At 64.3% G+C, this 26,699-nt stretch carries 27 protein-coding genes; 10 read left to right on the plus strand and 17 right to left on the minus strand.

The genetic code is table 11. The features are described from left to right. Positions 1-64 precede the first annotated feature (64 nt). Complete coding sequence (locus E8M79_RS13415; protein WP_137152385.1) at positions 65-949, plus strand: DMT family transporter; 885 nt, start codon at positions 65-67, stop codon at positions 947-949. Positions 950-1,021: 72 nt separating this feature from the next. On the opposite strand, the gene alaS is transcribed toward E8M79_RS13415, so the two are convergent. Then, on the minus strand, positions 1,022-3,661 hold the full coding sequence (gene alaS / locus E8M79_RS13420; protein WP_137152386.1) for an alanine--tRNA ligase: 2,640 nt from the start codon (positions 3,659-3,661) through the stop codon (positions 1,022-1,024). Between the two features lie 271 nt (positions 3,662-3,932). Next, the gene (recA, locus tag E8M79_RS13425) at positions 3,933-5,006 is read right to left on the minus strand and encodes a recombinase RecA (RefSeq protein ID WP_137152387.1); all 1,074 of its coding nucleotides are present in this window, start codon (positions 5,004-5,006) and stop codon (positions 3,933-3,935) included. 279 nt (positions 5,007-5,285) lie between these two features. Between recA and araD1 the strand changes: the two genes are divergently transcribed. Genes araD1 through E8M79_RS13440 form a run of 3 tightly spaced genes read left to right on the plus strand, consistent with a single transcriptional unit; the run spans position 5,286 to position 7,573 of the window. Beyond that, entirely contained in the window at positions 5,286-6,281 is a 996-nt protein-coding gene (araD1, locus tag E8M79_RS13430; RefSeq protein ID WP_137152388.1) for an AraD1 family protein, read from the plus strand. 53 nt (positions 6,282-6,334) lie between these two features. Next, complete coding sequence (locus tag E8M79_RS13435) at positions 6,335-7,354, plus strand: aldo/keto reductase (RefSeq protein ID WP_137152389.1); 1,020 nt, start codon at positions 6,335-6,337, stop codon at positions 7,352-7,354. A 30-nt stretch (positions 7,355-7,384) separates the two neighbouring features. Continuing rightward, on the plus strand, positions 7,385-7,573 hold the full coding sequence (locus tag E8M79_RS13440; RefSeq protein ID WP_137152390.1) for a hypothetical protein: 189 nt from the start codon (positions 7,385-7,387) through the stop codon (positions 7,571-7,573). Positions 7,574-7,610: 37 nt separating this feature from the next. Here E8M79_RS13440 and E8M79_RS13445 read toward each other — a convergent pair whose 3' ends face one another. The 4 genes from E8M79_RS13445 to E8M79_RS13460 form a co-directional block, all read right to left on the minus strand. Beyond that, a complete protein-coding gene (locus tag E8M79_RS13445) occupies positions 7,611-8,006 on the minus strand; it encodes a DUF2237 domain-containing protein (protein ID WP_137152391.1) in 396 nt (131 codons plus the stop codon). Continuing rightward, on the minus strand, positions 8,003-10,576 hold the full coding sequence (locus tag E8M79_RS13450) for a cell cycle histidine kinase CckA (protein ID WP_137152392.1): 2,574 nt from the start codon (positions 10,574-10,576) through the stop codon (positions 8,003-8,005). The genes E8M79_RS13445 and E8M79_RS13450 overlap by 4 nt, the downstream gene beginning before the upstream one ends. A 133-nt stretch (positions 10,577-10,709) precedes the next feature. Further along, the gene (locus E8M79_RS13455) at positions 10,710-11,138 is read right to left on the minus strand and encodes a DUF1284 domain-containing protein (protein WP_137152393.1); all 429 of its coding nucleotides are present in this window, start codon (positions 11,136-11,138) and stop codon (positions 10,710-10,712) included. A 9-nt stretch (positions 11,139-11,147) separates the two neighbouring features. Then, entirely contained in the window at positions 11,148-11,528 is a 381-nt protein-coding gene (locus tag E8M79_RS13460) for a GFA family protein (RefSeq protein WP_137152394.1), read from the minus strand. Between the two features lie 182 nt (positions 11,529-11,710). Here E8M79_RS13460 and E8M79_RS13465 point away from each other — a divergent pair, with 182 nt between their 5' ends. After that, positions 11,711-12,136 carry a PACE efflux transporter gene (locus tag E8M79_RS13465; RefSeq protein WP_137152395.1) on the plus strand — a complete coding sequence of 142 codons (426 nt, stop codon included), beginning with the start codon at positions 11,711-11,713 and terminating at the stop codon, positions 12,134-12,136. Here the strand turns inward: E8M79_RS13465 and flhB are convergent. From flhB to flgB, 6 genes are read right to left on the minus strand one after another with little or no spacing between them, the layout of a single operon-like run. Then, the gene (gene flhB, locus E8M79_RS13470; protein WP_137152396.1) at positions 12,133-13,215 is read right to left on the minus strand and encodes a flagellar biosynthesis protein FlhB; all 1,083 of its coding nucleotides are present in this window, start codon (positions 13,213-13,215) and stop codon (positions 12,133-12,135) included. The genes E8M79_RS13465 and flhB overlap by 4 nt on opposite strands. A gap of 3 nt (positions 13,216-13,218) precedes the next feature. Beyond that, positions 13,219-13,986: a flagellar biosynthetic protein FliR gene (gene fliR / locus E8M79_RS13475; RefSeq protein WP_137152397.1), complete on the minus strand. Its 768-nt coding sequence runs from the start codon at positions 13,984-13,986 to the stop codon at positions 13,219-13,221. A 2-nt stretch (positions 13,987-13,988) separates the two neighbouring features. Further along, the gene (fliQ, locus tag E8M79_RS13480) at positions 13,989-14,255 is read right to left on the minus strand and encodes a flagellar biosynthesis protein FliQ (protein ID WP_137152398.1); all 267 of its coding nucleotides are present in this window, start codon (positions 14,253-14,255) and stop codon (positions 13,989-13,991) included. 48 nt (positions 14,256-14,303) lie between these two features. Beyond that, positions 14,304-14,639: a flagellar hook-basal body complex protein FliE gene (locus E8M79_RS13485; protein ID WP_137152399.1), complete on the minus strand. Its 336-nt coding sequence runs from the start codon at positions 14,637-14,639 to the stop codon at positions 14,304-14,306. Between the two features lie 17 nt (positions 14,640-14,656). Further along, the gene (gene flgC / locus E8M79_RS13490) at positions 14,657-15,067 is read right to left on the minus strand and encodes a flagellar basal body rod protein FlgC (RefSeq protein ID WP_137152400.1); all 411 of its coding nucleotides are present in this window, start codon (positions 15,065-15,067) and stop codon (positions 14,657-14,659) included. 14 nt (positions 15,068-15,081) lie between these two features. After that, positions 15,082-15,489, minus strand: a complete 408-nt coding sequence (flgB, locus tag E8M79_RS13495; RefSeq protein ID WP_137152401.1) for a flagellar basal body rod protein FlgB — start codon at positions 15,487-15,489, stop codon at positions 15,082-15,084. A 174-nt stretch (positions 15,490-15,663) separates the two neighbouring features. Here flgB and E8M79_RS18605 point away from each other — a divergent pair, with 174 nt between their 5' ends. Next, positions 15,664-16,344 (plus strand): flagellar biosynthetic protein FliO, encoded by a 681-nt coding sequence (locus E8M79_RS18605; protein ID WP_137152402.1) that lies wholly within the window; start codon positions 15,664-15,666, stop codon positions 16,342-16,344. A 37-nt stretch (positions 16,345-16,381) separates the two neighbouring features. After that, positions 16,382-17,104, plus strand: coding sequence for a flagellar type III secretion system pore protein FliP (gene fliP / locus E8M79_RS13505; protein ID WP_349236047.1), 723 nt, complete (start codon positions 16,382-16,384; stop codon positions 17,102-17,104). Here fliP and E8M79_RS13510 read toward each other — a convergent pair. The 5 genes from E8M79_RS13510 to E8M79_RS13530 form a co-directional block, all read right to left on the minus strand. After that, the gene (locus tag E8M79_RS13510) at positions 17,101-20,403 is read right to left on the minus strand and encodes a tetratricopeptide repeat protein (protein WP_137152404.1); all 3,303 of its coding nucleotides are present in this window, start codon (positions 20,401-20,403) and stop codon (positions 17,101-17,103) included. The genes fliP and E8M79_RS13510 overlap by 4 nt on opposite strands. Positions 20,404-20,572: 169 nt before the next feature. Further along, entirely contained in the window at positions 20,573-21,772 is a 1,200-nt protein-coding gene (locus tag E8M79_RS13515) for a MotE family protein (protein WP_137152405.1), read from the minus strand. Next, positions 21,769-22,197 (minus strand): DUF6468 domain-containing protein, encoded by a 429-nt coding sequence (locus E8M79_RS13520; RefSeq protein ID WP_137152406.1) that lies wholly within the window; start codon positions 22,195-22,197, stop codon positions 21,769-21,771. Before E8M79_RS13520 ends, E8M79_RS13515 begins: the two co-directional genes overlap by 4 nt. Next, positions 22,197-23,372 (minus strand): flagellar motor switch protein FliM, encoded by a 1,176-nt coding sequence (gene fliM / locus E8M79_RS13525; protein WP_137152407.1) that lies wholly within the window; start codon positions 23,370-23,372, stop codon positions 22,197-22,199. The genes E8M79_RS13520 and fliM overlap by 1 nt, the downstream gene beginning before the upstream one ends. Then, the gene (locus tag E8M79_RS13530; RefSeq protein WP_137152408.1) at positions 23,372-23,914 is read right to left on the minus strand and encodes a flagellar basal body-associated FliL family protein; all 543 of its coding nucleotides are present in this window, start codon (positions 23,912-23,914) and stop codon (positions 23,372-23,374) included. Before E8M79_RS13530 ends, fliM begins: the two co-directional genes overlap by 1 nt. 286 nt (positions 23,915-24,200) lie before the next feature. Here E8M79_RS13530 and flgF point away from each other — a divergent pair, with 286 nt between their 5' ends. From flgF to flgA, 3 genes are read left to right on the plus strand one after another with little or no spacing between them, the layout of a single operon-like run. After that, the gene (flgF, locus tag E8M79_RS13535; protein ID WP_137153373.1) at positions 24,201-24,938 is read left to right on the plus strand and encodes a flagellar basal-body rod protein FlgF; all 738 of its coding nucleotides are present in this window, start codon (positions 24,201-24,203) and stop codon (positions 24,936-24,938) included. Positions 24,939-24,952: 14 nt separating this feature from the next. Next, a complete protein-coding gene (gene flgG / locus E8M79_RS13540; RefSeq protein WP_137152409.1) occupies positions 24,953-25,738 on the plus strand; it encodes a flagellar basal-body rod protein FlgG in 786 nt (261 codons plus the stop codon). 12 nt (positions 25,739-25,750) lie between these two features. After that, on the plus strand, positions 25,751-26,695 hold the full coding sequence (gene flgA, locus E8M79_RS13545; protein WP_137152410.1) for a flagellar basal body P-ring formation chaperone FlgA: 945 nt from the start codon (positions 25,751-25,753) through the stop codon (positions 26,693-26,695). The last annotated feature ends 4 nt before the right edge of the window (positions 26,696-26,699 follow it).

Genomic DNA, 26,699 nt, shown 5'->3' on the forward strand with positions numbered 1-26,699 from the left:
AGGGCTGGCGCTTGTATGGTAGGACCATTCCCCCCGAGTCCGTCCCTGCGCATTGGATATTGCGATGCCGATCGGCGTCATCTTTGCCTTTCTCGCCTATGCCAGTTTCTCGGTCGGCGACGCCCTGATCAAGGCGACCGGCCCGGCCCTGTCGGTGTTCGAGATCGGCTTTTTCACCATTACCCTCTCGATTATTCCGGCCGTCCTGACCACGCGCGACGAGCGCTGGCGCGACCTCTATAAGCTCCGCCACCCCTGGCTGGTGCATATCCGCTGCGCCACCGCCATCGGCGGCACCGCCTGCGTCATGTATGCCTTTACCCACATCCCCTTTGCCGATGTCTATGCCATCGGCTTTCTGACCCCGGTGGTCGTCACCATCCTGGGCGTGCTGCTGCTCAAGGAGCATGTCGCCATCCATCGCTGGCTGCTGCTCATCATCAGCTTTCTGGGCGTGGTGCTGGTCATCCGCCCCGGGGTGCGCGACCTGCAGCTCGGCCATCTCGCCATTCTGTGCAGCGTTTTCTTTGGCGGCGTGACCACAATCATCCTGCGCCACGTCGCCCCGCATGAGCGCCGGGTGAGCCTGGTGGGCCTCCAGGTGCTCTACTCGGCCATTTTCAACGGCGTGCTCATGCTGCCCGGCTTCGTCATGCCCAGCCTGCATCAGCTGCTGCTGTTCCTGGGAATTGGCCTGGTGGGGGGCACCGGCGGTCTGCTGCTGATCGCCGCCGCCCGCCGTACGCCGGCCAACCTGGTCGCCCCGGTGCAATATAGCCAGCTGATCTGGGCCATCGTCTTTGGCGCGCTGTTCTTCGGCGAATATCCCGACTGGATCGCCATTGTGGGGCTTCTCATCGTGCTCACCTCGGGCCTGGCCAATGTGATGACCGAAAAGCTCAAGATCGTCTGGAAGCCGCGCCTCTTCTTCTTCCGGACAGGCCTCTAAGCCCCTGTGCCGCGCATGAAAAAGGGCCCCGCACGTTTGGTGCGGGGCCCTTTGATTTGTCTGCCGTTCGCCCTAGAGCAGCGCGCGGATCGCCGCGACCGCTTCGGCCGCCTTGCTGCCATCGGGGCCGCCGCCCTGCGCCATATCGGGGCGGCCACCGCCACCCTGCCCGCCCAGCGCGGCCGTTGCCGACTTGATCAGCGTGCCGGCAGCATAGCGCTCCGTCAGATCATCAGTCACGCCGATCACCACGGTGCCCTTGCCGTCTTCGCCCTTGAGCACCATGGCGACCACGCCAGAGCCAATGCGCTTCTTTTCCGCATCGACGACCGCCTTCATATCCTTGGCCGCGACATCCTCGATCACCCGGCCGACAAAGGTCACGCCGTTCACCGTTTCGCTGGCGCTGCCGCCTTCGCCGCCGCCGCCCATGGCCAGCTTCTGCTTGGCATCGCTCAGCGCCTTTTCGGCGCGCTTGAGCTGCTCCTGCAGCACCCCGATGCGATCGAGCACCTCATGGCTGCCGGCGCGCAGCAGGCCAGCTGCCGCATTGACGATGGCCACATTGGTATTGCCGCGATGCCGCGCCGCCGTGCCGGTCAGCGCTTCCACGCGCCGCACGCCCGCGCCCACCGCCGTCTCGGCCACGATCGAGATCAGCCCGATATCGCCGGTGCGCCGCACATGCGTGCCGCCGCACAGCTCCACCGACCAGCCCAGGCCATTGCCCACCGGCTCGCCCATGGCCACCACGCGCACTTCCTCGCCGTATTTCTCGCCGAACAGCGCGCGGGCACCGGATTCCTTGGCCTCGTCCACGCCCATCAGGCGCGTCTCGACCGCGGTGTTCTGCAAAACGATGGCATTGGCAATGTCTTCGACCTGCGCCAGCTCCTGCTCGGTCACCGGCTTGGTGTGGACAAAGTCAAAGCGCAGCCGCTCGGCCGAGACCATCGAGCCCTTCTGCGCCACATGGTCACCCAACACGATGCGCAGCGCCTCATGCAGCAGATGGGTCGCCGAATGGTTCGAACGGATGGCCGAACGCCGGCCATGGTCCACCACGAGGCTGAGCGCCTGCCCCACCTTGAGCGTGCCCTCGGTGACGCTGACCTGGTGGGCAAACACACCATGGTGCTTTTGCGTATCGTTGACATCGGCAGCAACGCCGTCGCCGCTCAGCCGGCCATAGTCGCCGACCTGGCCGCCGCTTTCGCCATAGAACGGGGTCTGGTTGACCACCACAAAGCCGGTCTCGCCCAGGCCCAGGCTCGCCACCTCGACGCCGTCCTTGATCAGCGCCTTGATCTCGCCTTCGGCACTCTCGGTCTCGTAGCCGAGGAATTCGGTCGGCCCGAGCTTGTCGGCGAGGCCGAACCACACCGCGTCCGTCGCCGCGCCGCCCGAGCCCGACCAGCTCTTGCGGGCCTCGGCCTTCTGGGCGGCCATGGCCGCATCAAAGCCGGGCTGGTCCACGGTGATGCCGCGCAGGCGCAGCGCATCCTCGGTCAGGTCGAGCGGGAAGCCATAGGTGTCATAGAGTTTGAAGGCAGCGCCGCCATTGAGCACGGCGCCCTCGCCCATGTCCTTGGTCTCGTCGGCCAGGATCTGCAGACCGCGCCCCAGCGTCTTGAGGAACCGGCCTTCTTCCAGGCGCACCGTCTCGGCGATCATCGCCTCGCCGCTGCGCAGTTCGGGATAGGCCTGGCCCATTTCGCGCACCAGCGTGGGGACCAGCTTGAAGATCACCGGCTCATTGCTGCCCAAAAGAGTCGCATGGCGCATGGCGCGGCGCATGATGCGGCGCAGCACATAGCCGCGGCCTTCATTGGACGGCAGCACGCCTTCGGCGATCAGAAAGCTCATCGAGCGCAAATGATCGGCGATCACGCGCAGGCTGCGATTGCCCTCGCCAGCCGGATCGGCACCGGTGGCCTGCGCCGCCGCGCCGATCAGCGCCTTGAACAGGTCGATGTCATAGTTGTCGTGCACGCCCTGCATCACCGCAGCGATGCGCTCGATGCCCATGCCGGTGTCGATCGAGGGGCGCGGCAGGCTGTCGCGCTTGCCATCGGCATGCTGCTCGAACTGCATGAACACCAGGTTCCAGATTTCGATCCAGCGATCGCCATCCTCTTCCGGCGAGCCCGGCGGGCCACCCCAGACATGCTCGCCATGGTCGTAGAAGATTTCCGAGCACGGGCCGCAGGGGCCGGTATCGCCCATCTGCCAGAAATTGGACTTGGCGCCGAGCCGCACGATGCGATCCTCGGTCAGCCCGGCAATCTTCTTCCACAGCGCCATGGCCTCGTCATCGTCCTGATAGACGGTGACCATGAGCTTTTCCTTGGGCAGGCCCCATTCCTTGGTCAAAAGGTTCCAGGCCAGCTCGATCGCCTGATCCTTGAAATAATCGCCGAACGAGAAATTCCCCAGCATTTCAAAGAAGGTGTGGTGGCGGGCGGTGAAGCCTACATTGTCCAAATCGTTGTGCTTGCCGCCGGCGCGCACGCATTTCTGCGCCGTCGTGGCGGTCGAATAGGGGCGCTTTTCCAGACCCGTGAAGGTGTTCTTGAACTGCACCATGCCCGCATTGGTGAACATCAGCGTCGGATCATTGCGCGGCACCAGCGGACTGGAGGCCACGGCCTCATGACCATTGCGCACAAAATACTGGGTAAAACTCGAACGCAGGTCGTTTACGCTGGTCATGTCAGGACTTTCATTCGGATCGCAGTGCGCTGCACCGCAGCAGAGGTCGGCTGGCTTTCTATCGCGGGGCCAGTCGCAATGTCCAGCATTGCGGCGACACTGCGGCGCCCGGCCTGGCGCCTTCTGATCACGGCCCCCCGACGCAGGGCCGGCGGAGGCCAGTCCCACGCCGCACCACAGCCCAGCTGACCACCCGGCTCAACCAGCACCACGCAGCAAAAAGGGCACCGCTTGCGCGATGCCCCAGTAACCCTTGCATGGGAGAATGAACTTACTCGTCGTCGGCCACCGCGTCGTCGCCGCCGGCCACCAGCAGCACTTCGCCCAACAGGCCCGAGCTCTCGCGTACGCTCTGCTCGATGGCATTGGCTGCCGCCGGATTGTCCTTGAGGTACTGGCGGGCATTCTCACGCCCCTGGCCGAGCCGCTGGCTGTCCCAAGAGAACCAGGCACCAGCCTTTTCGACGACACCGGCCTTGACGCCCAGGTCGAGCAATTCGCCCGTCTTGGAAATACCTTCGCCATACATGATGTCGAATTCCACCTGGCGGAACGGCGGGGCCAGCTTGTTCTTGACCACTTTCACGCGGGTCTGGTTGCCCACGATCTCTTCGCGATCCTTGAGCGCGCCAATGCGGCGGATGTCCAGGCGGACCGAGGCGTAGAACTTGAGCGCATTGCCGCCCGTGGTCGTCTCGGGCGAACCATACATCACGCCGATCTTCATGCGGATCTGGTTGATGAAGATCACCAGGCACTTCGACTTGGAGATCGACGAGGTCAGCTTGCGCATGGCCTGGCTCATCAGGCGGGCCTGCAGGCCCGGCAGCGCATCGCCCATCTCGCCTTCCAGCTCGGCCCGCGGCGTCAGCGCCGCCACCGAATCGACCACCAGCACGTCGATGGCGCCAGAGCGCACCAGCGTATCGGTGATCTCGAGGGCCTGCTCGCCGGCATCGGGCTGCGAAATCAGCAGGTCATCAACATTGACGCCCAGCTTGCGGGCATAGATCGGGTCCAGCGCATGCTCGGCATCGACAAAGGCGCAGATGCCGCCGGCCTTCTGGGCCTCGGCGATGACATGCAGCGCCAGCGTGGTCTTGCCCGAGCTTTCCGGCCCGAAGATCTCGACGATTCGGCCCTTGGGCAGGCCACCGATGCCCAGCGCGATGTCGAGGCCCAGCGAACCGGTGGAGATCGACTCCACTTCAATCGCGGAGGCCTCCCCCAGACGCATGATCGACCCCTTGCCGAAATTGCGCTCAATCTGGCTGAGCGCCGCAGCAAGAGCCTTTTCCTTATCCATCGATCCACCTTCAACAACACGAAGCGACGCGTTAGCCATTCGTTGTCTCCTTATTCCACGCTCTTGGGGGGCGCGCAACGCGCCATCGCCTCAGGTGGTCATGCCTAGAATGTGCCCTATTTGTTCTCATCTTGTTCTAGTCCTGTCAAGGGACAAAATGAGAACATCGCCGGTCATCGGCGCTGGCCGGACACAGAATCGCCGCCAAGGACGGCTGTTCCGGCATAAGTATGATTTTTGCTCTTGCGTCACGGGGGCAGGTTGCGTTTTATGCGTGCAATTTTGCCCCGCCGGGGTGTGCAGCGCAGGAGCCGCGCCATGAATCTGATCCAGTTCTTTGACGCCAATGGCGATCGCGCTGTCGCAGCGGTCGAGGCGGGCGTCGCCCGCACCGTCAACAATGCCGCCAGCGTCTATGGCCTGGCGCTGGAGGCCATGACCGGTCACGGTGGCCTCTCTGCCCTCGTCGCCGCCAAGGGCCTGGGCGCCACGGTTGATCGCGCGGCGATCCTGGCCGAAGGCCGCATGCTTTCGCCCATCGATCATCCCGATCCGGCCCATCTCTATGTCACCGGCACGGGCCTGACCCATCTTGGCTCCGCCGCCACGCGCGACGCCATGCACAAGTCCAATGGCACCAAGACCGATGCGGACCTGACGGACTCCATGAAAATGTTCCAGATGGGCCTCAAGGGCGGCAAGCCGGCCGCAGGCGAAAAGGGCGTGCAGCCGGAGTGGTTCTACAAGGGCAATGGCTATTCGGTCGTGCGCCCCGGCCACCCCATTCCCTCCCCGGGCTTTGCCCTGGACGCCGGCGAAGAGCCTGAAATCGCCGGCATCTATGTCATCGACGGTAATGGCCAGCCGCGCCGGCTCGGCTTCGCCCTGGCCAATGAATTCTCCGACCATGTCACCGAGCGGGTGAACTATCTCTACCTCGCCCATTCCAAGCTGCGCGCCTGTGCCTTTGGCCCAGAGCTGCGCCTGGGCGATCTGCCGCGCCACATCGAAGGCATGTCGCGCATCTATCGCGACGGCAAGGTGCTGTGGGAAAAGCCGTTCCTGTCCGGTGAGGACAATATGAGCCACACCATCGACAACCTCGAATATCACCACTTCAAGTATGAGCTGTTCCGCACCCCCGGCGATGTGCATGTCCATTGCTTCGGCACGGCCACGCTGAGCTTTGCCGATGGCATCAGCACCCAGCCCGACGACATCTTCGAGCTTGAGGAAGCCCAGTTCGGCGCCGCGCTGCGCAATCCGGTGCAGATCGACAGCGAAGAGCCGCTGATCATCGGCAATCTCTACTGAGCTTGCAGTTCGCGCACTAACATGTCAGTTATTCCGCACCCTGGAGGCCTGACATGACTGCGCGAACTTTCCCCACCCGCCGGATCGGCCGGACCGACCTGTCCGTGAGCACGCTGGGCCTGGGTGCCGCCTCCCTGGCCGGCATTTTCTCGGCCGTTCCCGCCGAGCAGGGCCGCGCCACCGTGGCCCATGCGCTCGATCAGGGCATCACCTATCTCGATACGGCCCCGCAATATGGCCTGGGCCGTTCCGAGCATCTGGTGGGCGATGTGCTGCGCGAACGCCGCAGCCAGGCCCTGCTCTCCAGCAAGGTCGGGCGCCTGCTCGATCCCGTTGATCCCAGCCAGCAGGACAAGGGCAATTGGGTCGATCCCCTGCCCTTCAACCAGCGCTATGACTATTCCTATGATGGCGTGATGCGCTCCTTCGAGGACAGCCTGCAGCGCCTCGGCCTCAGCCACATCGATATTCTCTATGTCCACGACATCGGCACCGCCACCCATGGCGTCGAGGGCAACAAGCCGCTCTGGGCCCAGCTGGCCAACGGCGGCTACAAGGCCCTGCGCGAGCTCAAAGACGCGGGCACCATTGGCGCCATCGGCCTGGGCGTCAACGAGTGGGAAGTGCTCATGGATGCCTTCGCCCTGGGCGATTGGGACGTGTTCCTGCTCGCCGGGCGCTATACCCTGCTCGAGCAGACTTCGCTTGACCCCTTCATGACCACCTGCCTTGAGCGCGGCGCCTCGGTGGTGGTCGGCGGCCCGTTCAATTCCGGCATTCTGGTGGGCGGCGACAAGTTCAACTATGCCAAGGCGCCCGAGGCCATCGTCAACAAGGTCAAGGCCATCGCTGCCGTCTGCGCCGAGTTCAACGTGCCCCTGCCGGCCGCAGCCCTGCAGTTCCCGCTGACCCATCCGGCCGTGTGCAATGTACTGCCCGGCCCGCGCTCGCCCGCCGAGCTCGACGGCATTCTGGCCTGGTGGGATCATGTCATTCCGGCCGAACTCTGGACCGCTCTCGCCGCCAAGGGCCTGCTTGCCCCCGGCACGCCCATTCCTGGCGGCACGGCCTAGCGCCAGCCGCCGACCCCAAAGGAGCCACCGATGAACGATCCGCGCGTCTCAGCGCTCATCTGCACCCTGGTGGCCGCCTGGCTGGGCTATACGATCTTTTTCGGCGCCACCGAGGCGCCGAGCACCTTCCTGACCGTCGTGCAATGGACCTTCCTGCTGGTAGCCATCCTGGGCGCCGTGGCAGCCGTGATCCGCATCATTCACCAGGGTCGCCGCTAGGATTGTTCGCCGTCCGACGGGACGGCAGGCGCACCCGCTAGTTCATGTCCAGCGCAAAGCCCTTGAGCACGCCCAGCGGCACCAGGCCCAGCACTGCCGCATTGGTCGACCGCAGATAGACGCGCGGCGCCATGCCGGCCTGATAGGCCTGCAGCCAGCGCGCTGCGACCAGGCACCAGCGATCGCCCGCCACCAGCCCCGGAAAGCCAAATTGCGGCGCCGGGGTGGAGAGGTCATTGCCGACCGATTTGGAATAGGCCAGGAATTCCGTGCTCGCCTGGATGCACACCAGATGCACTGCCGCGCTGTCCGGCCCCGCCGCGCAATAGCCGGTGCGGAAAAACCCGGTCAGCGGATTGTCCGAACAGGGCTGCAGCGCCTCGCCGAGCACATTGGTTTCGCCCGGCCCGGGAAACCGCCCTTGCTCGTTCACGCGGTTTCGTCCTTGCCCAGCTTCTGCAGCACTTCCTTGACCTTGGAATTGATCTGGTCGAGCGAATAGGGCTTGGGCAGGAAATCCACGCTCTGGTCGTCCTCGATGTCGCGGCGCACGCTTTCCTCGGCATAGCCGGACACAAAGATCACCTTGAGATGCGGCATGGTCTGGCGCAGCTGCTTGAGCAGGCTCGGCCCGTCCATTTCCGGCATCACCACGTCCGAGATCATCAAATCGATCTTGTAGTCGAGGTCTTCGAGCACCTCGAGCGCCTCTTCGCCGCCATCGGCCTCGAACACTTCATAGCCCGTGGCGCGCAGCGCCTGGGCCGAGAAGGCGCGCACACTCTCCTCGTCTTCCACCAAGAGGATGCGTTCATGCCCGGTCAGGTCGCGCACCGGCGCCACGGCGGCAGCGGCCTTGCCGGCCACTTCGGCGGCGCTGGCCACATGCTTGGGCAGGAAGATCTTGAACGTGGTGCCGACGCCCACGATCGAGACGGGGTAGATATAGCCCTCGGTCTGCTTGACGATGCCATAGACCGTCGACAGGCCCAGGCCGGTGCCCTTGCCCAGCTCCTTGGTGGTGAAGAAGGGCTCGAAGATCTTCTCGATCACCTCCGGGCTCATGCCCGTGCCGGTGTCCTGCACCTCGATCAGCACATAATCGGCCGGCACCATGCCCTCAAAGGTCATGGTCTCGGCCTCGGCGCGCTCGACATTGGCGGTGCGCAGCGTGATCGAGCCGCCATTGGGCATGGCGTCGCGCGCATTGACCACCAGATTGATGATCACCTGTTCGAGCTGCACCACATCGGCGCGCACCGGCCAGATATTGCGGCCATGCTCCACCGTCAGCGAATTCTTCTCCCCGATCATGCGCTTGAGCAGCACGGTCAGATCGTCCACGATCAGCGGCAGCTCCAGCACCTGCGGCCGCAACGTCTGGCGGCGCGAGAAGGCCAGCAGCTGACGCGTCAAGCCCGCCGCGCGATTGGCATTCTGCTTGATCTGCATCAGCTCGCCAAACGACGGGTCGCCCGGCTTGTGCTTGAGCAGCAGCAGGTCCGAAAAGCCGATGATGGCCGTGAGCAGATTGTTGAAGTCATGCGCCACGCCGCCGGCCAGCTGGCCCACGGCCTGCATCTTCTGGCTCTGGGCAAACTGGGCTTCGAGCTTGCGCTGGTCGGTCATGTCGAGCGCATAGACATTGACCTGCTCAGGCGAGCCGGCGCTCATTTCCGAGCTCGAGAGATAGAGGCGCACCGCATGGTCGCCCTCGGCGCTCAGCAGCGCATCGACGGAATCGACTTCCGACTTGTGCGCCAGCGCATCGGCCAGCGCCCGGCTGAAGCGTTCGCGGCTGCCTTCGCCGATCAGATCGCTCAGCGGCTGCATCTCGATGCTGCGCGCTTCGCCTGACCAGCGGAAGATCCGCCCGAATGGCGCATTGGTGCGGATGATCCGCCCCGCTGCATCGAGCGTGGCAATGGCAAAGGGCGTGTCGTTGAAAAAGCGCGAGAAGCGCACTTCGGCGGCGCGCAACTCCTCCTCAGTGTCCGGCGCATTGGATTTGTCGAGCACCAGCGTGCGCGTTTCGCCCAATTCGCCATCGGCCAGCCGCGCCGCACGATGCAGCAGCCGCACCGGCAGGCTCGTGCCATTGCGATGCACCAGGTCGATATCGATGATCTCGGTGCGGATTTCGCCATCACCGCGCCCGCGCATCAACAGGCTCGCCCCGTCGCCGCGCACAATGTCGCTCATGCGCAATTGCCCTGCGTTGAACTCGGCCAGGTCATAGCCCAGCCAGTCGGCCAGGGTGGAATTGAGATATTGGATGGCGCCATGCGCATCGGCGGAAAAGAAGCCGGCCGGCGAATGGTCGAGATAGTCGATGGCGCGCTGCAAATCGCGGAACGCGCTTTCATTATTGTCGCGGTCCCGGGTGATGTCTTCCACTGACCACATCATCAGCGGCTTGTTGGACTCATCCGATTCCGGCAGCGGCCGCACGCCCACGCGATACCAGAAGGCCCGGTTGCTGTCGGCCTGCGAGCCGCCCAGCCCGCCCACGATACGGATATCCTCGATGGCCGCCCGGCCGTCCTTGCCGGCGCGCGACAGCCGATAGATGGCCTCGCTGGCGTCCGACTGGCCGGCAAACAGCCGCGGCACGCCCACCGGCACGCCATTGGTCATGGCCCCGGCGAAATTGCCATATTGCGCATTCACATAGGAGATCTTGCCGTCGCGATCCGCCACAACTGCGCCAAAGGGCAGGCTGTCGACCATGGCATTGGAAATCGTGCGCCGCTCTTCGCCGTTGGCAAAGCGGAACAGCCCCGCCGCCAACCCGAACAGGCAGAACACGCCGACCACCGCCAGCACGCCGACAAAGGTCAGGATCAGGTCCAGCGGAATGTCCTGGCTGAACAGGGCAAAGCCCACCGCGATGGCCACCAGCACCAGGCCCAGGGCGACGACGCGCCACAGGCCGGCGCTGCCGCGGCTGTTCGACACAATGGGCTCGGGGTAGCTGGTCTCGCCATGCGGCGTCGGTGCCATCTGTCTGTCTGCTCCCTAGCAATCTGTCTGCCGAATCAGGCGCTGCACCAAGGTCTAGCAAATGCCCCCCGGCTAAGGGAGACTGAACAGCGTTTTCAACACGCGCACGCGACGGGGCTTTCCCGCCCTTCGCTCAGACCGTCAGGCGCACCGCGGCAAAACCCTGCGCCGCGACGCCGGTGCAGAGGTCGGACCATTCGCAGCCGCCACAGGCGCTGCGCGTCGCGCCCCGGGCAAAGGCGCCCCGCATGCTCTCCAGCCGCGCGCTGTCGATCACCAGCCGCGCCCCCGGCCCGATCGCTTCGGCCAGCCCCAGCACCTGGGCCACGTCGATGCCCGCCAGCCTGTCGCGCTCCACCACGCTGTCATTGTGGCAGTGATGCTCCGCCCCGGCCAGCAGCGGCGCGCAGATATCGTCCGGCCCCGCCACGATCTCGATATCTTCGCCCGCGCCCAGCCGCGCGACGATCACGTCGTAATTGGCCGTGAAGTCAGGCGTATAGCCCTTGCCAACATAGGTCAGCATGCACAGCAGATGGTGCGGCCGCAGGCGGACGGTCATGGCTTGCTCTCACTGCTGGTTCTGCGGCATGCCATCGGTGATCTCATAATAGTCGCCCTTGTCGGCCACGAAGATATGGAGGCCAATGCGCGTCTGCGTCGGCGTATCAAAGCTGCCCAGCATCAGCCCGATCCAATCGAGATGCACCGGGTCAAAGAACAGTGACGAACCACACACCGAGCAGAACCCGCGCCGCACCTTTTCCGAGGAGAAATACCAGGTGACGGCCTCTTCTCCCGTGATCGTCACCGCGCTGCGCGGCACATCCACCCCGGCCTCGTAATGGCCGGTATGCTTGCGGCATTTGCTGCAATGGCAGGCCGACGCCTCCGGCAGATCCCCTTGCACGGTGAAGCGCACCGCCCCGCACAAACATGATCCCTGGTGCATGATCCTGCCGCCTCCGCGCCCTGTTTCGGACAGCCCGGATCGGACTGCCCTGCCCGCCGGCGCCACCACCCTGCTTGATTTTTCCGGCCAGTTCAACGATAGGAAGCGGGCGCGAGGACGACCTCCCCCACGCTTGGGCATCGCACCATCGGGACGTCCCGGTTCACCATCGGGAGCATTCCATGCGCACCACGCGCGACCGCATTCGTCACACCATCGCCTTCGAGATCATTGGCCTGGCCCTCATCACGCCGCTGGGCGCCTTGGTCTTTGCCATGCCCATGCATGACATTGGCGTCATCAGCCTGGTCAGCTCACTCGTCGCCATGGGCTGGAACTATCTCTACAATTATGGCTTCGACCGGCTGTTGCTGCGCCTGCGCGGCAATACCGCCAAAACCATGCGCGAGCGCGTCATCCACGCCATTGTCTTCGAGCTGGGCCTGGTGGCCATGCTCATGCCGCTGATCGCCTGGTATCTGGGCATCAGCCTCTGGCAGGCCCTGATCATGGATATCGCCGTAGCCCTGTTCTACATGGTCTACGCCTTTGTCTTTAACCTGGCCTATGACCGGATCTTTCCGATCCCGGCCGAGGCGCAGGCCTAGCTCGACTTCCAGCCGGCGCCCCGCTTGAGGCGCATCACGAAGCCGATGACTTCGGCCACGGCCTTGAAGTGCTCATTGGGGATGGTTTCGTCGACCTCGACGCTGGCAAACAGCGCACGGGCCAGCGGCGGGTTTTCCACGATGGGCACATCATGCTTCTTGGCCATTTCGCGGATGCGCAGCGCCACCGCGTCAGCACCCTTGGCCACGCATTGCGGTGCGCCCATCGCCTTGTCGTATTTCAGCGCCACCGCATAGTGGGTCGGGTTGGTGATCACCACGGTGGCGTCGGGCACCGCCGCCATCATGCGCTTGCGCGAACGTTCCTGGCGCAGCTGGCGCAGCTTGCCCTTGATATGGGGGTCGCCTTCCATCTGCTTGTATTCGTCCTTGGTCTCCTGCAGCGTCATCATCTGCCGCTTCCACCACTTCTGGCGGACATAGACGAAGTCGGCAAAGGCGATCAGCGTCACCACGATCAGCGTCGCCACGAAGATCTTGGTGCCCAACTCCTGGAAATCGGCCAGGATGATCAGCGGATCGGCCGTCATCATGGTGTCGAGCCGGTCGCGCTCGGGCCAGACGGTGCTGACCACCACCACGCCCACGATCAGGATCTTGGCGATCCCCTTGATGAAGTTGACCAGCGACTCCGAGGAGAACAGGCGCTTGGCCCCGGCCAGCGGTGAAATCTTGGAGAATTTCGGCTTTAGCGACTCGCCCGAAAACAGGGGCCGATGCTGCATCAGATTGCCAACCACGGCACTGAAGGTCAGCACCACCAGCGGCAGCATCACCGTGCCGAGCAGGGCCAGCGCCAGATTGTTGAAGAATGTGCCAAAGGCTGCCCCGCCCAGTTCATACTGGTCGGCATTGGCCATCAGCAGACGCAAGGAGGTGGAAAGGCCCGCCGCAGCGCCGGGCGCCATCAGGGCAAACACTGCCGCCGAGCCCACCAGCATGAACCAGGTCACCACCTCCGGGCTCTTGGCAACATCGCCCTTTGAATGGGCGTCCTCGAGCTTTTTTTGCGAAGGGTCTTCTGTTTTCGATTCCTGGTCGGGTGCGTCGTCAGACATCGGCTAGCCCCTCCACATCGCCAGATGGTTCTCAAAGCCAGTCAGATACCAGCCCATCATCATGGTCAGCAGCAGCGCGAACAGCACCAGCCCCAGCATGATATTGGCCGGCATCAGCACGAAGAACACCTGCATGGCCGGCATCAGCTTGGCCAGAATGCCCGCGCCCAGGTTGAACACCAGGCCGAAGACGATGAAGGGCGCCGACATCTGCACCCCGATGGTGAAGGCACTGGCCACCGTCTTGAGCGCCAGCTGCGCTGCATCGTCAAACATCAGCGGCGCATCGAGCGGGAACACCATGTAGCTGTCATAGGTCGCCGCCAGCGCCATGTGGTGCAAATCGGTGGCAAAGATCAGCACCATGCCCAGAAAACTGAGGAAGCTGCCGAACACCGCCCCCTGGACGCCCGTCTGGGTCGGATCGGCCGTCATCGCGCTGGACAGGCCTGCCTGGAAAGCGATGATCGCGCCGGCAACCTGGGTCGCCATCACCGTCAGCCGGGCGATGGCCCCCAGGATCATGCCAATGGCCAGCTCGTGAAACACCAGGCCGATCACGCCCATGAGGTCTTCGGGCATCTGCGGAATGCCGGGCGACAGCAGCGGATAGACCACCAGGGTAAAGGCCAGCGCAAAGCTCAGCCGCATGCGCGCCGGGATCATGTCCTCGCCCAGCGCCGGCATCAGCATCAGGATCGCGCCAATGCGCGCGAACAGCAGGATATAGACAAAGGCCGTATTGGGCAGCCAGTCCAGCGCGAAGGTCACGCCTAGCCACCCACCACGATCATATCCATCACCCGCGTCATGAAGCCGGACATGGTGGCGCCCAGGAACGGCAGCGTCAGCAGCATGGTGATGAAGATGGCGATGATCTTGGGCACGAACACCAGGGTCTGTTCCTGGATCTGCGTCAGCGCCTGGAACAGCGCGATGATCACGCCCACGATCAGGCCCACCAGCATCATGGGCGCTGACACCACGATCAGCACCCAGATGCCATCGCGGGCAATATCAAGGACTTCGGCGCCGGTCATGTCAGTTCCCGTGGCAGGCGGACGAATCGCCGCCCGACCATTCTACGCCTAGATCGGCATCCGCATGATCTCTTCATAGGCCGAGATCACACGATCCCGAACAGTGACCATGCTTTCGATGGCGATTTCGGTCTGGCTGAGCGCGGTCACCATGTCCACCACATTGGCCTTGCCATTGACCATGTCGATCGACATCTGGTCGCTGGTCTTGCCGGTGTCGACCACGCCCTGCACCTGCTTGGCCAGCATGTCGGCAAAATTCGGCCCGCCGCCCTGCCCGGCCTGGGCCAGCAGGTCCTTGGTGGGCGAAGCGGCCTGGTTGATCAGCTTGCTGGCATTGCCATAGGCAGCCGCGGCGGCATTGAAGGGTGTGCTAATGGCCATTTTGGCTCCTGACCCGATCAGCCGCGCAGAATGTCGAGCGTGCGCCCGAGCATCTGCCGCGTGACGGTGACGACATTGAGATTGGCTTCATAAGTGCGCTGGGCTTCGCGCATATCCATCGTCTCGATCAGCGAGTTGACGTTGGGATATTGCACATAGCCCTTGGCATCGGCGGCCGGATGGCCCGGCTCATAGCGGCTGGTGAAGGCGCTCATGTCATAGGCCAGCTTGCCCACCTCGACCACCTTGCCACCGACCTCGGCGTCAAAGCTGGTTTCAAAGGTCGGGATGCGGCGGCGATAGGGCTCGTCGCCCGGCGCCTTGCCGGCGGAATCGGCATTGGCCAGGTTTTCGGCGATGACGCGCATGCGCGCGGTCTGCGCGTGCAGGCCCGTGGCAGCGATACGAAGCGAAGAATTGAAGTCCATTGCCGTTTAGGCTCCTAGCCTGACTTGCCCATCGCTGTGCGGAGGATCTTGATGGACTTCTGGTACAGGCTCGTCGCCGCCTGATAGTCCATCATATTGGTGGTCACCTTCATCATCTCGTCTTCGAGCGACACGCCATTGCCTTCCGGGGTGACCTCGAAATTGGCCATGCGCTGGGCATTGAAGGCCGAACTGCCCTCCCCGCCCACCGAGAAATGCATCGGCTGGGTGGCCGTGGTGGTGACGCTCGCCGAGGAGAACGCGCCGTTCACCTCTTCGAAGTTGAACTGCTTGAGGTCGCGACCGCGATAGCCCGGCGTCTCGGCATTGGCGACATTTTCCGCCAGCAGACCTTGACGAGTCTGGTGCCAGCGCATTTTGTCTGCGAGCGCCGTAAACACCGGCATGTTCAGAAGGCCCATCGGCCAAGCCCCGCGAGTCTGGGTATCGATGGGCAATTCTTGCCGGTCTATGGTTAATCAAGTGTTAACCGCGCGGCGCTAGGTGGGTATCGGTCTCGCATTCTGCACAATTGCGGGACTTACTAGGCAGAATGTGCCGCCCGATTCCGGGCCAGTAGCGTAATTGGAGCAGACATGCAGTTCATCACCGGCCTGATCAGCGGTTCCGGCAATACGTGGATTTCGGCCGCCTTCGCCCTCGGCATCGTTCTGGTGCTCATCGTGCTGGGCGTCTGGCTGCTCAAGCTGCTGTTCAATGCCTCGGGCAAGGTCGGCCGCGGCCGCAACCGGCGCCTGGCCATTGTGGACTCCATGAGCATCGACCCCAAGCGCCAGCTGCTGATCATCCGCCGCGATGATGTCGAACATCTCATTCTGATCGGCGGCCCGCACGATATCGTGATCGAGACCGGCATTGCCCTGGCCGAGCAGCCGGCTGCCCAGCCGACCCGCCGCCCCATCCCCACTGTCCCCGGCCGCAAGCCGGTCGCCGGCACCAAGCCGGTGGCTCCCCAGCCCGCGCCCGCCCCCGCGCCGACCCCGGTCGTGGCGGCTCCGCCGCTGGTCACCGCCGCCCCCGGCACCGTGCTGGCCGAACTGCAAAAGCAGGGCCTGCCCACCAATCAGCGCGCCCATGTCTCGCTGCGCCACACCGGCCTGCTCCGTCCGGTCAGCGAGATGGAATTGCCGGTTTCCCCTGAAAACGACGCCGGCACGGCTCGCCAGCCCCTCGACTCAGCTAAAGAGGACGGCGCACAGCGCGAGATCGAAGGCACAGACCTTGTCCCAGGCCACACGGACGCCCATCGAAGCTGACGCCCCCCCGCGGCGTCCGCGCCGCTATCTGCCCTGGCTGGGGCTGGCGGCCCTGCTGGCCCTCGCCCTGACCCCAAGCCTGGCCTTTGGCCAGGATGTCTCGATCGATTTCGGCGACGACACCACGCTGACCCAGCGCGCTGTCCAGATCATCGGTCTGATCACGCTGCTGTCGCTGGCGCCCTCCATCCTGGTGATGGTCACCAGCTTCACCCGCATCGTGGTGGTGCTCTCCCTGCTGCGTACCGCCATTGGCCTACAGACCGCGCCGCCCAATTCGGTGATGGTCTCCCTGGCGCTGTTTCTCACCATCTTCGTCATGCAGCCCACCCTGCAGGCCAGCTATGATGCCGGCATTGCCCCGCTGCTGGCCGGCGATATCGAGATGACCGAGGCCTTCGAGCTGGGCAGCGCCCCGTTCCATGAGTTCATGCGCGCCAATGTGCGCGAGCAGGATCTGGGCCTGTTCTACGATCTCACTGGCGCCGAGCCGCCCGTCGAACCCGAGGCCATTCCGCTGCAATTGCTCATACCGGCCTTCATGATCTCCGAGCTGCGCAGGGCCTTCGAGATCGGCTTTCTGCTCTTTCTGCCCTTTGTGGTCATCGACATGGTCGTGGCCTCGGTGCTGATGAGCATGGGCATGATGATGCTGCCCCCGGTGGTGATCTCGCTGCCGTTCAAGCTGATCTTCTTCGTGCTGGTCGACGGCTGGTATCTCGTCGCCGGCTCACTGGTTCGCAGTTTCGTCAGCAGCTAGATGGCGGCGGCGTCCGAGGCGGACATCGGCGCCAGCGCGCCATCAGGACCATAGGTATCGCGATAGGACGACAGGAAGGCGCTGATCCCGTCGATACCCGATACCTGCGCCGCCACCGTCTTGAACTCGGTGCTGGTCACCGCAATATTGCCCGTCACCAGGTCGAACATCGGCCATTCCGGCGCCGTCACCATGGCATCGCCAAACTTGGCGCGCAGCCGCGCCAGGCTCATGGTATCATTGGCCAGCACATAGCCCACCGCCGCCCGGATCACCTGCATGCGCGACGGCTGGCTGAGCGGCTGGGGCGTAGTGGGGTCGGACAGCATGGCCTCGATCATCTCGCCAGCCTCGGTATAGCGCCGCGCCTTCCAATGCGCATCGATGCGCAACAGGTCCGCATCGCGCCCGTCCATGTCCTTGATCATGTCCAGCGCCAGCGCATCGCGACCGCCATCGATCAGCGCGCGTGCCTCCAGGATCTTGCGCTGCCGCGCCAGGGATTCCGGAATATCGGGCAGCCGCGTGGCATTAAGCACGCGCAGCGCTTCCTGCGGCTTGCGGTCCGCCAGATAGATCACCGCCAGGTCCGCCGCGATCTGCGTCTTGGCCACGCCGCGCAATCGGTTCTCAAGCTGGTATTTCAAAAGCTCCGCCGCCTGCGATAGCAGGTCCACCCGCACCAGGCGGCGCGCCAGATTGCGGATCATTTCGTCGCCGCGCGCCCCCGGCGGCGTCAGCTGGCGGAAGTCATAATACAGCCCCAGCGCATCCACCGGCCCCAGCGAATCCGCCACGCCATTGAGGAACAATTCGCTGAACATGGCCTGGGCCTCGTCGCGCAGCGCATTGATCGGCGGGCTCTCCGGGTAATTGGCCACCGCCTGCTTGACGGTCTCAAAGCCCGGCCGATAGTCACCATTGCGGAAATAGAGCTCCGCCAGCAGCTTCTGCATGTCCGCTTCCAGCGGATTGCCGCGCCACAGCAGCGATTCAGCCGACAGCGTCTCCGCCGCCTTGCCCAGGTTGAGCTTGCCCTCTTCGTCCAAGAGCCGCAGCGTGCGGTAGATGGCCTCGGCCCGTGACGGCCTGATATCGGACGCGATCACCTGCCCATAGGTGTCGATGGCCTCGCTGGTGCGCTTGTTGAGCTCGTCCACCCAGCCCGAGAACAGATGATAGAAGCTGGTGTCCTCCAGGCTGAGCGTGGCGAAGTCGATCCGGTCGAGCAGTTTCTCGGCCATATTGGCGTCGTCGGTCTCCAGCGCCGCCCGGATGGCCGCGAAGCTGAACTTGTTGCGCACCCAAACCGGATAGCTGTCGATCACCGACTGCGCCTGCAGCGCATCGGCCTTGGCGCCCTTGAAGTCATAGGCGTCGGCCCGCGCAATCGTGCGCCACACGAGCGCATCGATCTCGGTCCCCATGGCCGTGGTGTTGAGGATCTTGAGCGCATCGCTCGGGCGAGCCGCCATGGTGCTGGCAATGGCCTGCGTCATGCGCACCTGCCGCGTCAGGTCGGGCGACTTGAGCTCGGTGTCGAGCACCTTGAGCACCCCGATGGCCTCCTGCGCGAAGTGATTGGCGACAAAATACTGCGCCAGGTCCAGCCGCGCCTTGTCGCGCGCCTTGCCCTCGGCGGCGGCGGCCTCAGCCTCCATGCCCTCTTTCTTGGTCTCGAAGATGCCGAAGTCGGGCTGTTCGAGCGCGGCAAGGTCGATGAAGCTGCCGCGCATGGTCTCGCCATTGCCATTGGCCGGCCGCGGCCCGTCGGAGTCCGAAACCGTCAAGCCGCCCTGCATGGTGACCAGCGCCTGATCGTCCTCCAGCGCCACGGTCAGCTCGGGGGTCTTGGGCTGGATCACCAGGCCATGCACGCTGCGCAACGCCGAGAATTCCACATAATCCAGCGAGCGCATCACCCCGCGCGCCGGCGGATAGGCGGTCACCACGGTGAGCATGTCGCCCACATTGGGGTCGCGGAAATCATGCACCCGCCCGGGCCGGGCCACATTGGCCACCATTTCGAGATTGCCCTCGATATCGCGCCGGCGGGTCAGGTTGATCGGCTCGGTGGGGGTCAGCATGATATCGCCCAACGACAGCACCCAGGCCATGCCTTCCGACCCCAGCGTCGCCAGCCGGTCCTGCGACAGCTCCACGCGCACCACCTGCGTATCGCCTGAGGCGACCACGCCAAATTCGCTGGCCACCGCGTCGAGCTCGCTGGACTGCTTGGGCGGGGTAATGCCCGAGACGGTGTCGAACATCATCCACACCGTGTCGCCGCGACGGAACACGGCCGCGGGCGTATCCTGCTCGAAGGGAAACACCACCCGCACCGTGGAGCCCAGCACATTGATGAAGGGGGTGATGGTCTTGCTCGCCGGCTGGGGGCGCAGCATGTCGACCAGCGGTTCGCTGCCCTGGCTGACCTCTTCGGTCTTGGCCACCCCATCGGCCAGGCTCGCCGCGTCAAAGCTGGGCAGGCCCTCGCCCTTGATGTCGACATCGAGCACATATTGCCGCGGCGACGTCTCATAGAACCGCGGCTTGATGCCCTTGGCCAGCTTGAGCGTCACCAGCGCCGCATCGGGGTTCACCGAGGTCTCCACCTTCAGCAGCTCGGGCGGCAGGTCGACCGCCAGGTCGCGCAGGTCGATGCCCACGGGCCACTCAAAGGCGATAATGCCCATGTCATCCTGCTGCACATAGTCCGCGGTGGTGGGCACGTTCCAGTCGAACTGCACGCGCAGGAACGTCGGATTGCGGCCGATGCGCACGTCGGCCTTGGGATTGAGCTCGGCCACGCCGGCCGCCTTGCGCTCCTGCTCGGCGCGGATCGCTGCCAGGCGGGCCCGCTCGGCCAGCTCGTCGATCACGGCCTGCGGCAGGGCCGGCGGCTCGCCCTGCCAGCTCGGCGGCAGCAGGTCGATATAGAGCTTCTCACCCGCATCGATGCGGTTGAAGGTAAAGGCCGAGCGCAGCGCCAGGCGCAGCCCGCGGCCATCGGGATCCACACGCGCTGCCGACAGATAGTCCGGCATGGTCGAGCCGACATCGGGCAGCAGCACCGAGATCTGATCCTGGAACACCAGCGACAGCACGCCGTTTTCCAGCTTGATGTCATAGGGGGGCAGGCTGTCGCGCTCGGGAAAGCTCAGGATGATGCGGCCATAGCCGCTTTCCTGGGTGGCAACAAACTGGCCCTGCTCCACGGCATAGGCCGGCGTCACCAGCGCGCAGGCAGCCAGGCACAGGCTCAGGAGCGCGGCCCAAAGCGCCAGGGTCTTTCTCACCCCGACCCAGCCTGCTTGTCTCGCAGTCCTCACCGGCTTCTGCCCGCCCGACGCATAGTGCGCAGCAACGGGCCAGTTCTGGCCGCGGTACGCACTTGTTACACAACACTACTGCTGTGCACCCTAAGCGAATTTGGCTTAACGTCGCCTTACTCCGACCGCTAAGGCCTTATTGGCCAACGATCTGCGGCAGGGCGGCCATGTCGGCCGGCGTCATCTGGTCGACTGGTGTATCGGCCAGGTCGGCCATCTTGACGGTCAACTCCTGCGCCCGCTCAGTGCTCATTACCGCCAGGATCGGCGCCATCTTGCGCGGGCTCATCGCCTTGGCCACGCGCAGCAGCACTTCCATGTCCAGATTGTTGAAGATATTGGCCGCGTCCTTGGGCTTCATGGTCTCATACATGGCCACGATGCCGGCAAATTGCCCCGACTCCATCTCCTTGCGCTGGTCCACAAGCGTGGAGATCTGCGTCTCGAGCGCCTGCAGCGTCGCGCTACGCTCTTCGATGCGCTTTTCGGCAGCGTCAACGATCTGCGAGCGCAGGGCCAGGTCTTCCTCATATTTCTCCAGTTCAAGCCGGCGCGCCGCCAGCCGCTCCAGCAGCGCCTTTTCGGTGGCGGAGGCACCATCCATGCTCACCAGCGGAATGGTACCACCCTTGCCATCGATCTGCACCGGCACGGCATCGCCCGAGGGCAGACAATCGGCCATCGAGGCGGCAAAGCTGCCCGCAGCAGCCGGCTCGGCCGCGTGATCGCCCGCAGCGGCTTCGGTCGCGTGCTCGCCTTCGGCGGCAGCCGCAGCCTCGCCTTCCGCCGGTGCAGCAGCCGCCTCGCCCTCGGCCGCCGGCGCTGCGCCATGGCCGCCGGCTTCGCCTTCAGCACTGGCACCGGTCAGAACCACCGTGCCATCGGCATTGATGGTCGCGTCGGACTCCACGCAATAGACGCCATTGGAATTGGCCGCATGCAGCGCATCGGTGGCTGCAGCCGCCATGCCTGCATCGCCAGCCGCAGGGGCAGCATGCGCTTCGCCTTCAGCCGCCGCCGGCTCGGTCGAATGATCCGCTGCGGTCGGGGCGCCATGCCCGCCGCCTTCGGCCGCTGCGGGCTTCAGCGTCGGGGACGGATCGTCCACGGTCGGCGTAGTGTCTTCGATGGTCGGCTCGGTCGGCAAGGTCATGGTGGAATCGCCACCTTCGGCTGCGGCACCCTCCCCGCCCCCGGCCGGCGCTGCGCCCGACGCCACCGCCTGCTGCACGCCGCTCAGCACATAGCCGCCATTGGTGACAAGACCGATGGTCTTGAACACCAGCAGCGCAGCAATCGCCAGAACGACGACAGGCAGGAGGCGGATATTGTTCACGCAGCAGCCCCTCTGGTACGCACCCGGGTCTGCAGCTGCTCAAGCGCCGACTGCACTTTATTGGGCTGCTCCACCGGCTCAATGGCCTGGCTGTGGCGCGCCACGCTGGTGATCTTGGCAATGCGCTCCATCAGCACGGTGCCGGCAGTCACATGATTGGCCAGCTCGATGCCGAAGCGCTCGGCCTCTTCCAGCCGCGAATTGAGCGCCAGATCGGCTTCCACCGCCGTCTGCTTGAGCTCACGGATGGCCTGATTGGCCAGATTGGTGGCCCCCACCAGGTCTGCCACCATCTGGCGCAGCTCATCCTTGTCGGCATGCAGGCGTTTCAGGCGCTGGTTGAGCACCACGCAATAGCCGATCGTCAGCGCCAGGAGCACCGAGACCGCACTTTCCACGAAAAGACCCAGGGGTAAACCGAACATCATCGTCCTTCCGCTGCTTCATCAATGGCCTCGAAGGCTTCCATAGTTACCTTGGGCGGGTTTAGGTGGCGCGTGATGCGCACCGATACGTGGTTGCCGATATGGCCCATGATGGCCTCGGTCAGCTCGACCCCGCCGCAGCGCAACCGCACCGGGTCGCTGGGCGAACGCTCGAACATCACCGTGTCACCGGCCTTCATGGACAGCATGCGCGACAGCGGCAGGTCCTGCTCATGCAGCACGGCCTCCACCGACACGTCGGCGGCATAGATTTCGGTCGCCAGATGGCCTTCCCAGATCGGGTCACGGCCGAACTTTTCACCCATGAACATCTGCAGCAGCTGTTCGCGGATCGGCTCGATCGTGGCGTAGGGCAGCAGGATCTCCACCTTGCCGCCGCGATCATCCATCTCGATGCGCAATTCGATCAGGATGGCCGCATTGCCCGGCCGCGAAATGGCGGCAAAGCGCGGATTGGTTTCCATGCGCTCGAGCTTGAAATTGACCTGCGTCACCGGCTCGAACGCCCGATGCGTATCGTCCAGGATCACCTCGATCATCCGCCTCGCCAGCGCCAGTTCGATCGTGGTATAGGGCCGGCCTTCGACGCGGATATTGCCGCCGATGCGGCGCCCGCCCAGCAGCACGTCGATCATCGAATAGATCAGGCTGGAGTCGACCGTCAGCAGGCCGTAATTCTCCCATTCCTCCGCCTTGATCACCGACAGGATCGCCGGCAGCGGGATGGAATTGACATAGTCGCCGAACCGCACCGACGAAATGGAGTCCAGCGTCACTTCCACATTGTCGCTGGTGAAATTGCGCAGGCTCGTCGTGGTCAGCCGCACCAGGCGGTCGAACACGATTTCCAGCATCGGCAGGCGTTCATAGCTCACCAGCGCCGAATTGATCAGCGCCTGCACACCCGTCAGCTCGACATTGCTGCCCACACTGGCGTCAAAGCCGAGCAGGCTGTCGATCTCGTCCTGGTTCAGCACGCGGTCGGGGCCGCCCTCGGCACCATCACTGGTGCCTTCCAGCATCGCCGCCCACTCGGCGGTGGCTTCAGCGGCCTTTTCTTCCTCGGTCTGCTCCGCGTCCGTGTCGAGCGGGACGATGGAATCGTCCAGCCCCCAGTCTTCGCTCAGCTTGTCCTGGTCTGTGGGTTGCGCCATTACTGTACCAGCAGTTCCTTGAACAGCAGCGACTCCACCTGCGAGGGATAGATCGCCACGTTCACGCGCCGCAGCAGTTCTTCCTTGAGGCGATAAATGCCGGCCGAACCTTCGAGGTCGGATTTGCGCAGCTCGCGCAGATAGACCTGGAAGGCGTCGATGACCTTGACCAGCCGCGGCTGGATCTCGAGCATCATCTCTTCATTGGCCACTTCGAGCGCCACGGTCAGCTTCATGAACGCCGGCCCATCGACCTCATTGTTGAGGTTGATCACCATCGGCGGCAGGTTGAAGATAAAGGTATGGGCGGCTTCCACTGTGCCGCCATGCTCGCCAGTCGCGGCATGCTCACCATCGGCTGCTGCGGCATGTTCGGCATCGGCCGGCTTGGCGCCCGACGACATGAAGAAGAACAGGCCTGCGCCGGCCAGCAGCACCACGATGGCTGCCGCGCCAATAATGATGAACAGCTTCGGAATGCCCTTTTTGGCTTCCGCGCCGTGTTCGCCATCTGCTTCTGTTGCTGCTGCTGGAGCGGCCATTGCCTACCTGCCAAACCCAAGGTTTCCGGGCGATTCCGGCTCTTCACCCAGCTAAGCGCCTGATGGTTAACGATTGGTTACAAAACACCGTCAGGCGGCACAATTTGCCGGGTAAGTTTTGCCGACCCTGCACAGTCTGGTCCGGCAACATTCACCCACACATACGTTTATCCGTCTGATTTTATTCAATTTTTCGACATGGCATGGTTTCTGCAATGTAAACGGCGAGGCCACCGCTTGGGGAAGCTGGCGGTCTCGGGGACGTTAACACCGGGGATCAGCAATGATCGAAAATGCGCAACTGATTAGCCTGAGCCGGCAGATCGCGCTGCAGCGCCAGATGGATGTGGTGGCCAATAACATGGCCAACATCAACACGACGGGCTTCAAGGCTGAGAACATCCTGTTTGAAGAATATGTCATGCCGGTCGCCCGGGATAACGACTTCAAGACCCCCGACCAGCCCCTGTCCTATGTGCAGGATTGGGCCACCATTCACGACATGACCGGCGGCGCCGTGGTGCAGACCGGCAGCGAGCTCGACGTCGCCCTCAATGGCGACGGCTTCTTTGCCGTTCAGACCCCCGCTGGCGAGCGCTACACCAAGTCCGGCGCCTTTCAGCTCAATGCCTCGGGCACCCTGGTCGACCTCAACGGCAATCCCGTGCTGGGCCAGGGCGGTCCGATCACCTTCGGCCCCAGCGAAACCGGCATCCTGATCGGCGCCGATGGTTCGGTCAGCTCCAGCGCTGGCGCCAAGGGCCGGCTGCGCATGGTCGAATTCGCCAATCCGCAGGCCCTCACCCGCGAGGGCAACAATCTCTACGCCGGCGGCACCCCGGTCACCGCCACCAAGACCCGCGCCATGCAGGGCTTCATCGAGAAGTCCAACGTGTCCGGCGTCTCGGAAGTGACCGAGCTGATCCGCGTCACCCGCGCCTATGAATCCATGGCCTCCATGACCCAACGCCAGGACGATCTGCGTCGATCGGCCATCCAGCGTCTGGGCGACGCCAACGCCTGACCTGAGGATCTGCCATGAAAGCTCTCTACATCGCATCGACCGGCATGAGCGCCCAGGAACGCAACGTCGAAGTCATTTCCAACAACATCGCCAACATGCGCACCACGGGCTACAAGCGCCAGCGCGCCGAGTTCGAGGACCTGCTCTATCAGCAGATCACCCGCGCCGGCGCCCAGAGCTCGGCCCAGGGCACCAATATTCCGGCAGGCCTGGAAATCGGCTCGGGCGTGCGCACCGTGGCCACCCCGCGCGTGATGAGCCAGGGCAGCGTCAACATGACCGATGGCGAGCTCGACGTCGCCGTGCGCGGCGAAGGCTTCTTCATGGTGCAGCTGCCCGACGGCCGCACCGCCTATACCCGCGACGGTTCGTTCCAGCGCTCGGCCGACGGCATGCTGGTCAATTCCAACGGCTACACCATCAACCCCGGCATCTCCATTCCCGGCGATGCCAACTCGGTCTCGATCTCGCAGGACGGCATTGTCTCGGCCAATATCGGCACCGACTCCCAGCCCACCCAGATCGGCCAGCTCCAGCTCGCCCGCTTCGTCAACAAGGCGGGCCTGGAATCGCTGGGCGACAACATGTTCATCGATACCCCGGCCAGCGGTCCCGCCCAGGTCGGCGTGCCCAACACCGATGGCACCGGCAATCTGCTGCAGGGCTATCTGGAAATGTCCAACGTCAACTCGGTCACTGAAATCGCGGATCTGATTGCCGCGCAGCGCGCCTACGAGATGAACGCCCGTGTCATCTCCGGCGCCGACCAGATGATGCAGTCCACCAGCCAGCTGCGTTAAGGGAGAGCCTAAATGATCCTGCGGTCCACCATCGCCACCCTCGCCGGCCTCTTCCTCACCGCCACGGCCTTCGCTGCGCCCGCGCTCAAGGGCGACATCGTCGTCAACGCCGCCGTCGTCACCGTTGGCGACATGTTCGATGATGCCGGCCTGGCCGCCGAGGACGCCCTGTTCCGCGCCCCCAAGCCCGGTACCGCCGGCACGGTGAGCCTGTCGGACATCCGCGCTGCGGCCAACCGCATTGGCCTGAGCGATTTCGACGCCCGGGGCCTGGACGCCATCAGCGTGCGCCGCGCCGCCACCGTCATCGACGAGACGGCGCTGGCCAGCCTGGTCAATGCCGATCTGGTGCAGCGCGGCATCATAACCGCCGGCATGAGTGCCAACACCATGTTCACCACGCCCATCCGGCCCATCAATGCCGAGGCTGTCGAACAGCCCGCCGCCGTCACCAGCCTGCGTTACCTGCCCGGCAGCGGCGCCTTCTCCGCCCGCATCGCCATCGCCGGCCAGGATCTGCCCATCGACGTCTCGGGCACCATCGAGCTGATGATCGATGCCCCCCACCTCACCGGCAATTTCCCCGCCGGCACCGTGCTCACCGCCACCGACGTGGTGCTGCGCCCCGTGCCCCTGCGCTACGCCGAAAGCACTGGCGTGCCGCAGCTCTCCGACATCATCGGCAAGGCGCTGACCCGCCAGAGCCGCGAGGGCATGATGCTCAAGCCCAGCGATGTCACCATCCCCTACACCGTGGCCAAGAATGATCTGGTCACCATCTACTTCCGCAGCGGCCCCATGACCCTCACCGTCAAGGGACAGGCCGTCACCGGCGGCACCATCGGCGCCCCGGTCCAGGTGCTCAACCTCATGTCCCGGCGGGTCATCAGCGCCACCGCCATTGCCCCCGGTGCTGTCGAAGTGACCCCGGATTCGCTCACGCTCGCCGGCCTCTGACAGC

It is taken from the genome of Devosia sp. FKR38 (assembly GCF_005222805.1).
In the GTDB taxonomy this organism is placed as follows: domain Bacteria; phylum Pseudomonadota; class Alphaproteobacteria; order Rhizobiales; family Devosiaceae; genus Devosia.

Bases quoted from the DNA above. Each gene is read 5' to 3' on its own strand.
- E8M79_RS18605 (WP_137152402.1), top strand. From the start codon at position 15,664: ATGCAGTTCATCACCGGCCTGATCAGCGGTTCCGGCAATACGTGGATT.
- E8M79_RS13440 (WP_137152390.1), top strand. From the start codon at position 7,385: ATGAACGATCCGCGCGTCTCAGCGCTCATCTGCACCCTGGTGGCCGCC.
- fliM (WP_137152407.1), bottom strand. From the start codon at position 23,372: ATGGCGCAACCCACAGACCAGGACAAGCTGAGCGAAGACTGGGGGCTG.
- flgG (WP_137152409.1), top strand. From the start codon at position 24,953: ATGAAAGCTCTCTACATCGCATCGACCGGCATGAGCGCCCAGGAACGC.
- E8M79_RS13520 (WP_137152406.1), bottom strand. From the start codon at position 22,197: ATGTTCGGTTTACCCCTGGGTCTTTTCGTGGAAAGTGCGGTCTCGGTG.
- flhB (WP_137152396.1), bottom strand. From the start codon at position 13,215: ATGTCTGACGACGCACCCGACCAGGAATCGAAAACAGAAGACCCTTCG.
- E8M79_RS13460 (WP_137152394.1), bottom strand. From the start codon at position 11,528: ATGCACCAGGGATCATGTTTGTGCGGGGCGGTGCGCTTCACCGTGCAA.
- E8M79_RS13450 (WP_137152392.1), bottom strand. From the start codon at position 10,576: ATGGCACCGACGCCGCATGGCGAGACCAGCTACCCCGAGCCCATTGTG.
- alaS (WP_137152386.1), bottom strand. From the start codon at position 3,661: ATGACCAGCGTAAACGACCTGCGTTCGAGTTTTACCCAGTATTTTGTG.
- E8M79_RS13530 (WP_137152408.1), bottom strand. From the start codon at position 23,914: ATGGCCGCTCCAGCAGCAGCAACAGAAGCAGATGGCGAACACGGCGCG.
- recA (WP_137152387.1), bottom strand. From the start codon at position 5,006: ATGGCTAACGCGTCGCTTCGTGTTGTTGAAGGTGGATCGATGGATAAG.
- flgA (WP_137152410.1), top strand. From the start codon at position 25,751: ATGATCCTGCGGTCCACCATCGCCACCCTCGCCGGCCTCTTCCTCACC.
- E8M79_RS13465 (WP_137152395.1), top strand. From the start codon at position 11,711: ATGCGCACCACGCGCGACCGCATTCGTCACACCATCGCCTTCGAGATC.
- araD1 (WP_137152388.1), top strand. From the start codon at position 5,286: ATGAATCTGATCCAGTTCTTTGACGCCAATGGCGATCGCGCTGTCGCA.
- flgC (WP_137152400.1), bottom strand. From the start codon at position 15,067: ATGGACTTCAATTCTTCGCTTCGTATCGCTGCCACGGGCCTGCACGCG.
- flgB (WP_137152401.1), bottom strand. From the start codon at position 15,489: ATGGGCCTTCTGAACATGCCGGTGTTTACGGCGCTCGCAGACAAAATG.
- E8M79_RS13435 (WP_137152389.1), top strand. From the start codon at position 6,335: ATGACTGCGCGAACTTTCCCCACCCGCCGGATCGGCCGGACCGACCTG.
- E8M79_RS13415 (WP_137152385.1), top strand. From the start codon at position 65: ATGCCGATCGGCGTCATCTTTGCCTTTCTCGCCTATGCCAGTTTCTCG.
- fliQ (WP_137152398.1), bottom strand. From the start codon at position 14,255: ATGACCGGCGCCGAAGTCCTTGATATTGCCCGCGATGGCATCTGGGTG.
- E8M79_RS13455 (WP_137152393.1), bottom strand. From the start codon at position 11,138: ATGACCGTCCGCCTGCGGCCGCACCATCTGCTGTGCATGCTGACCTAT.
- E8M79_RS13485 (WP_137152399.1), bottom strand. From the start codon at position 14,639: ATGGCCATTAGCACACCCTTCAATGCCGCCGCGGCTGCCTATGGCAAT.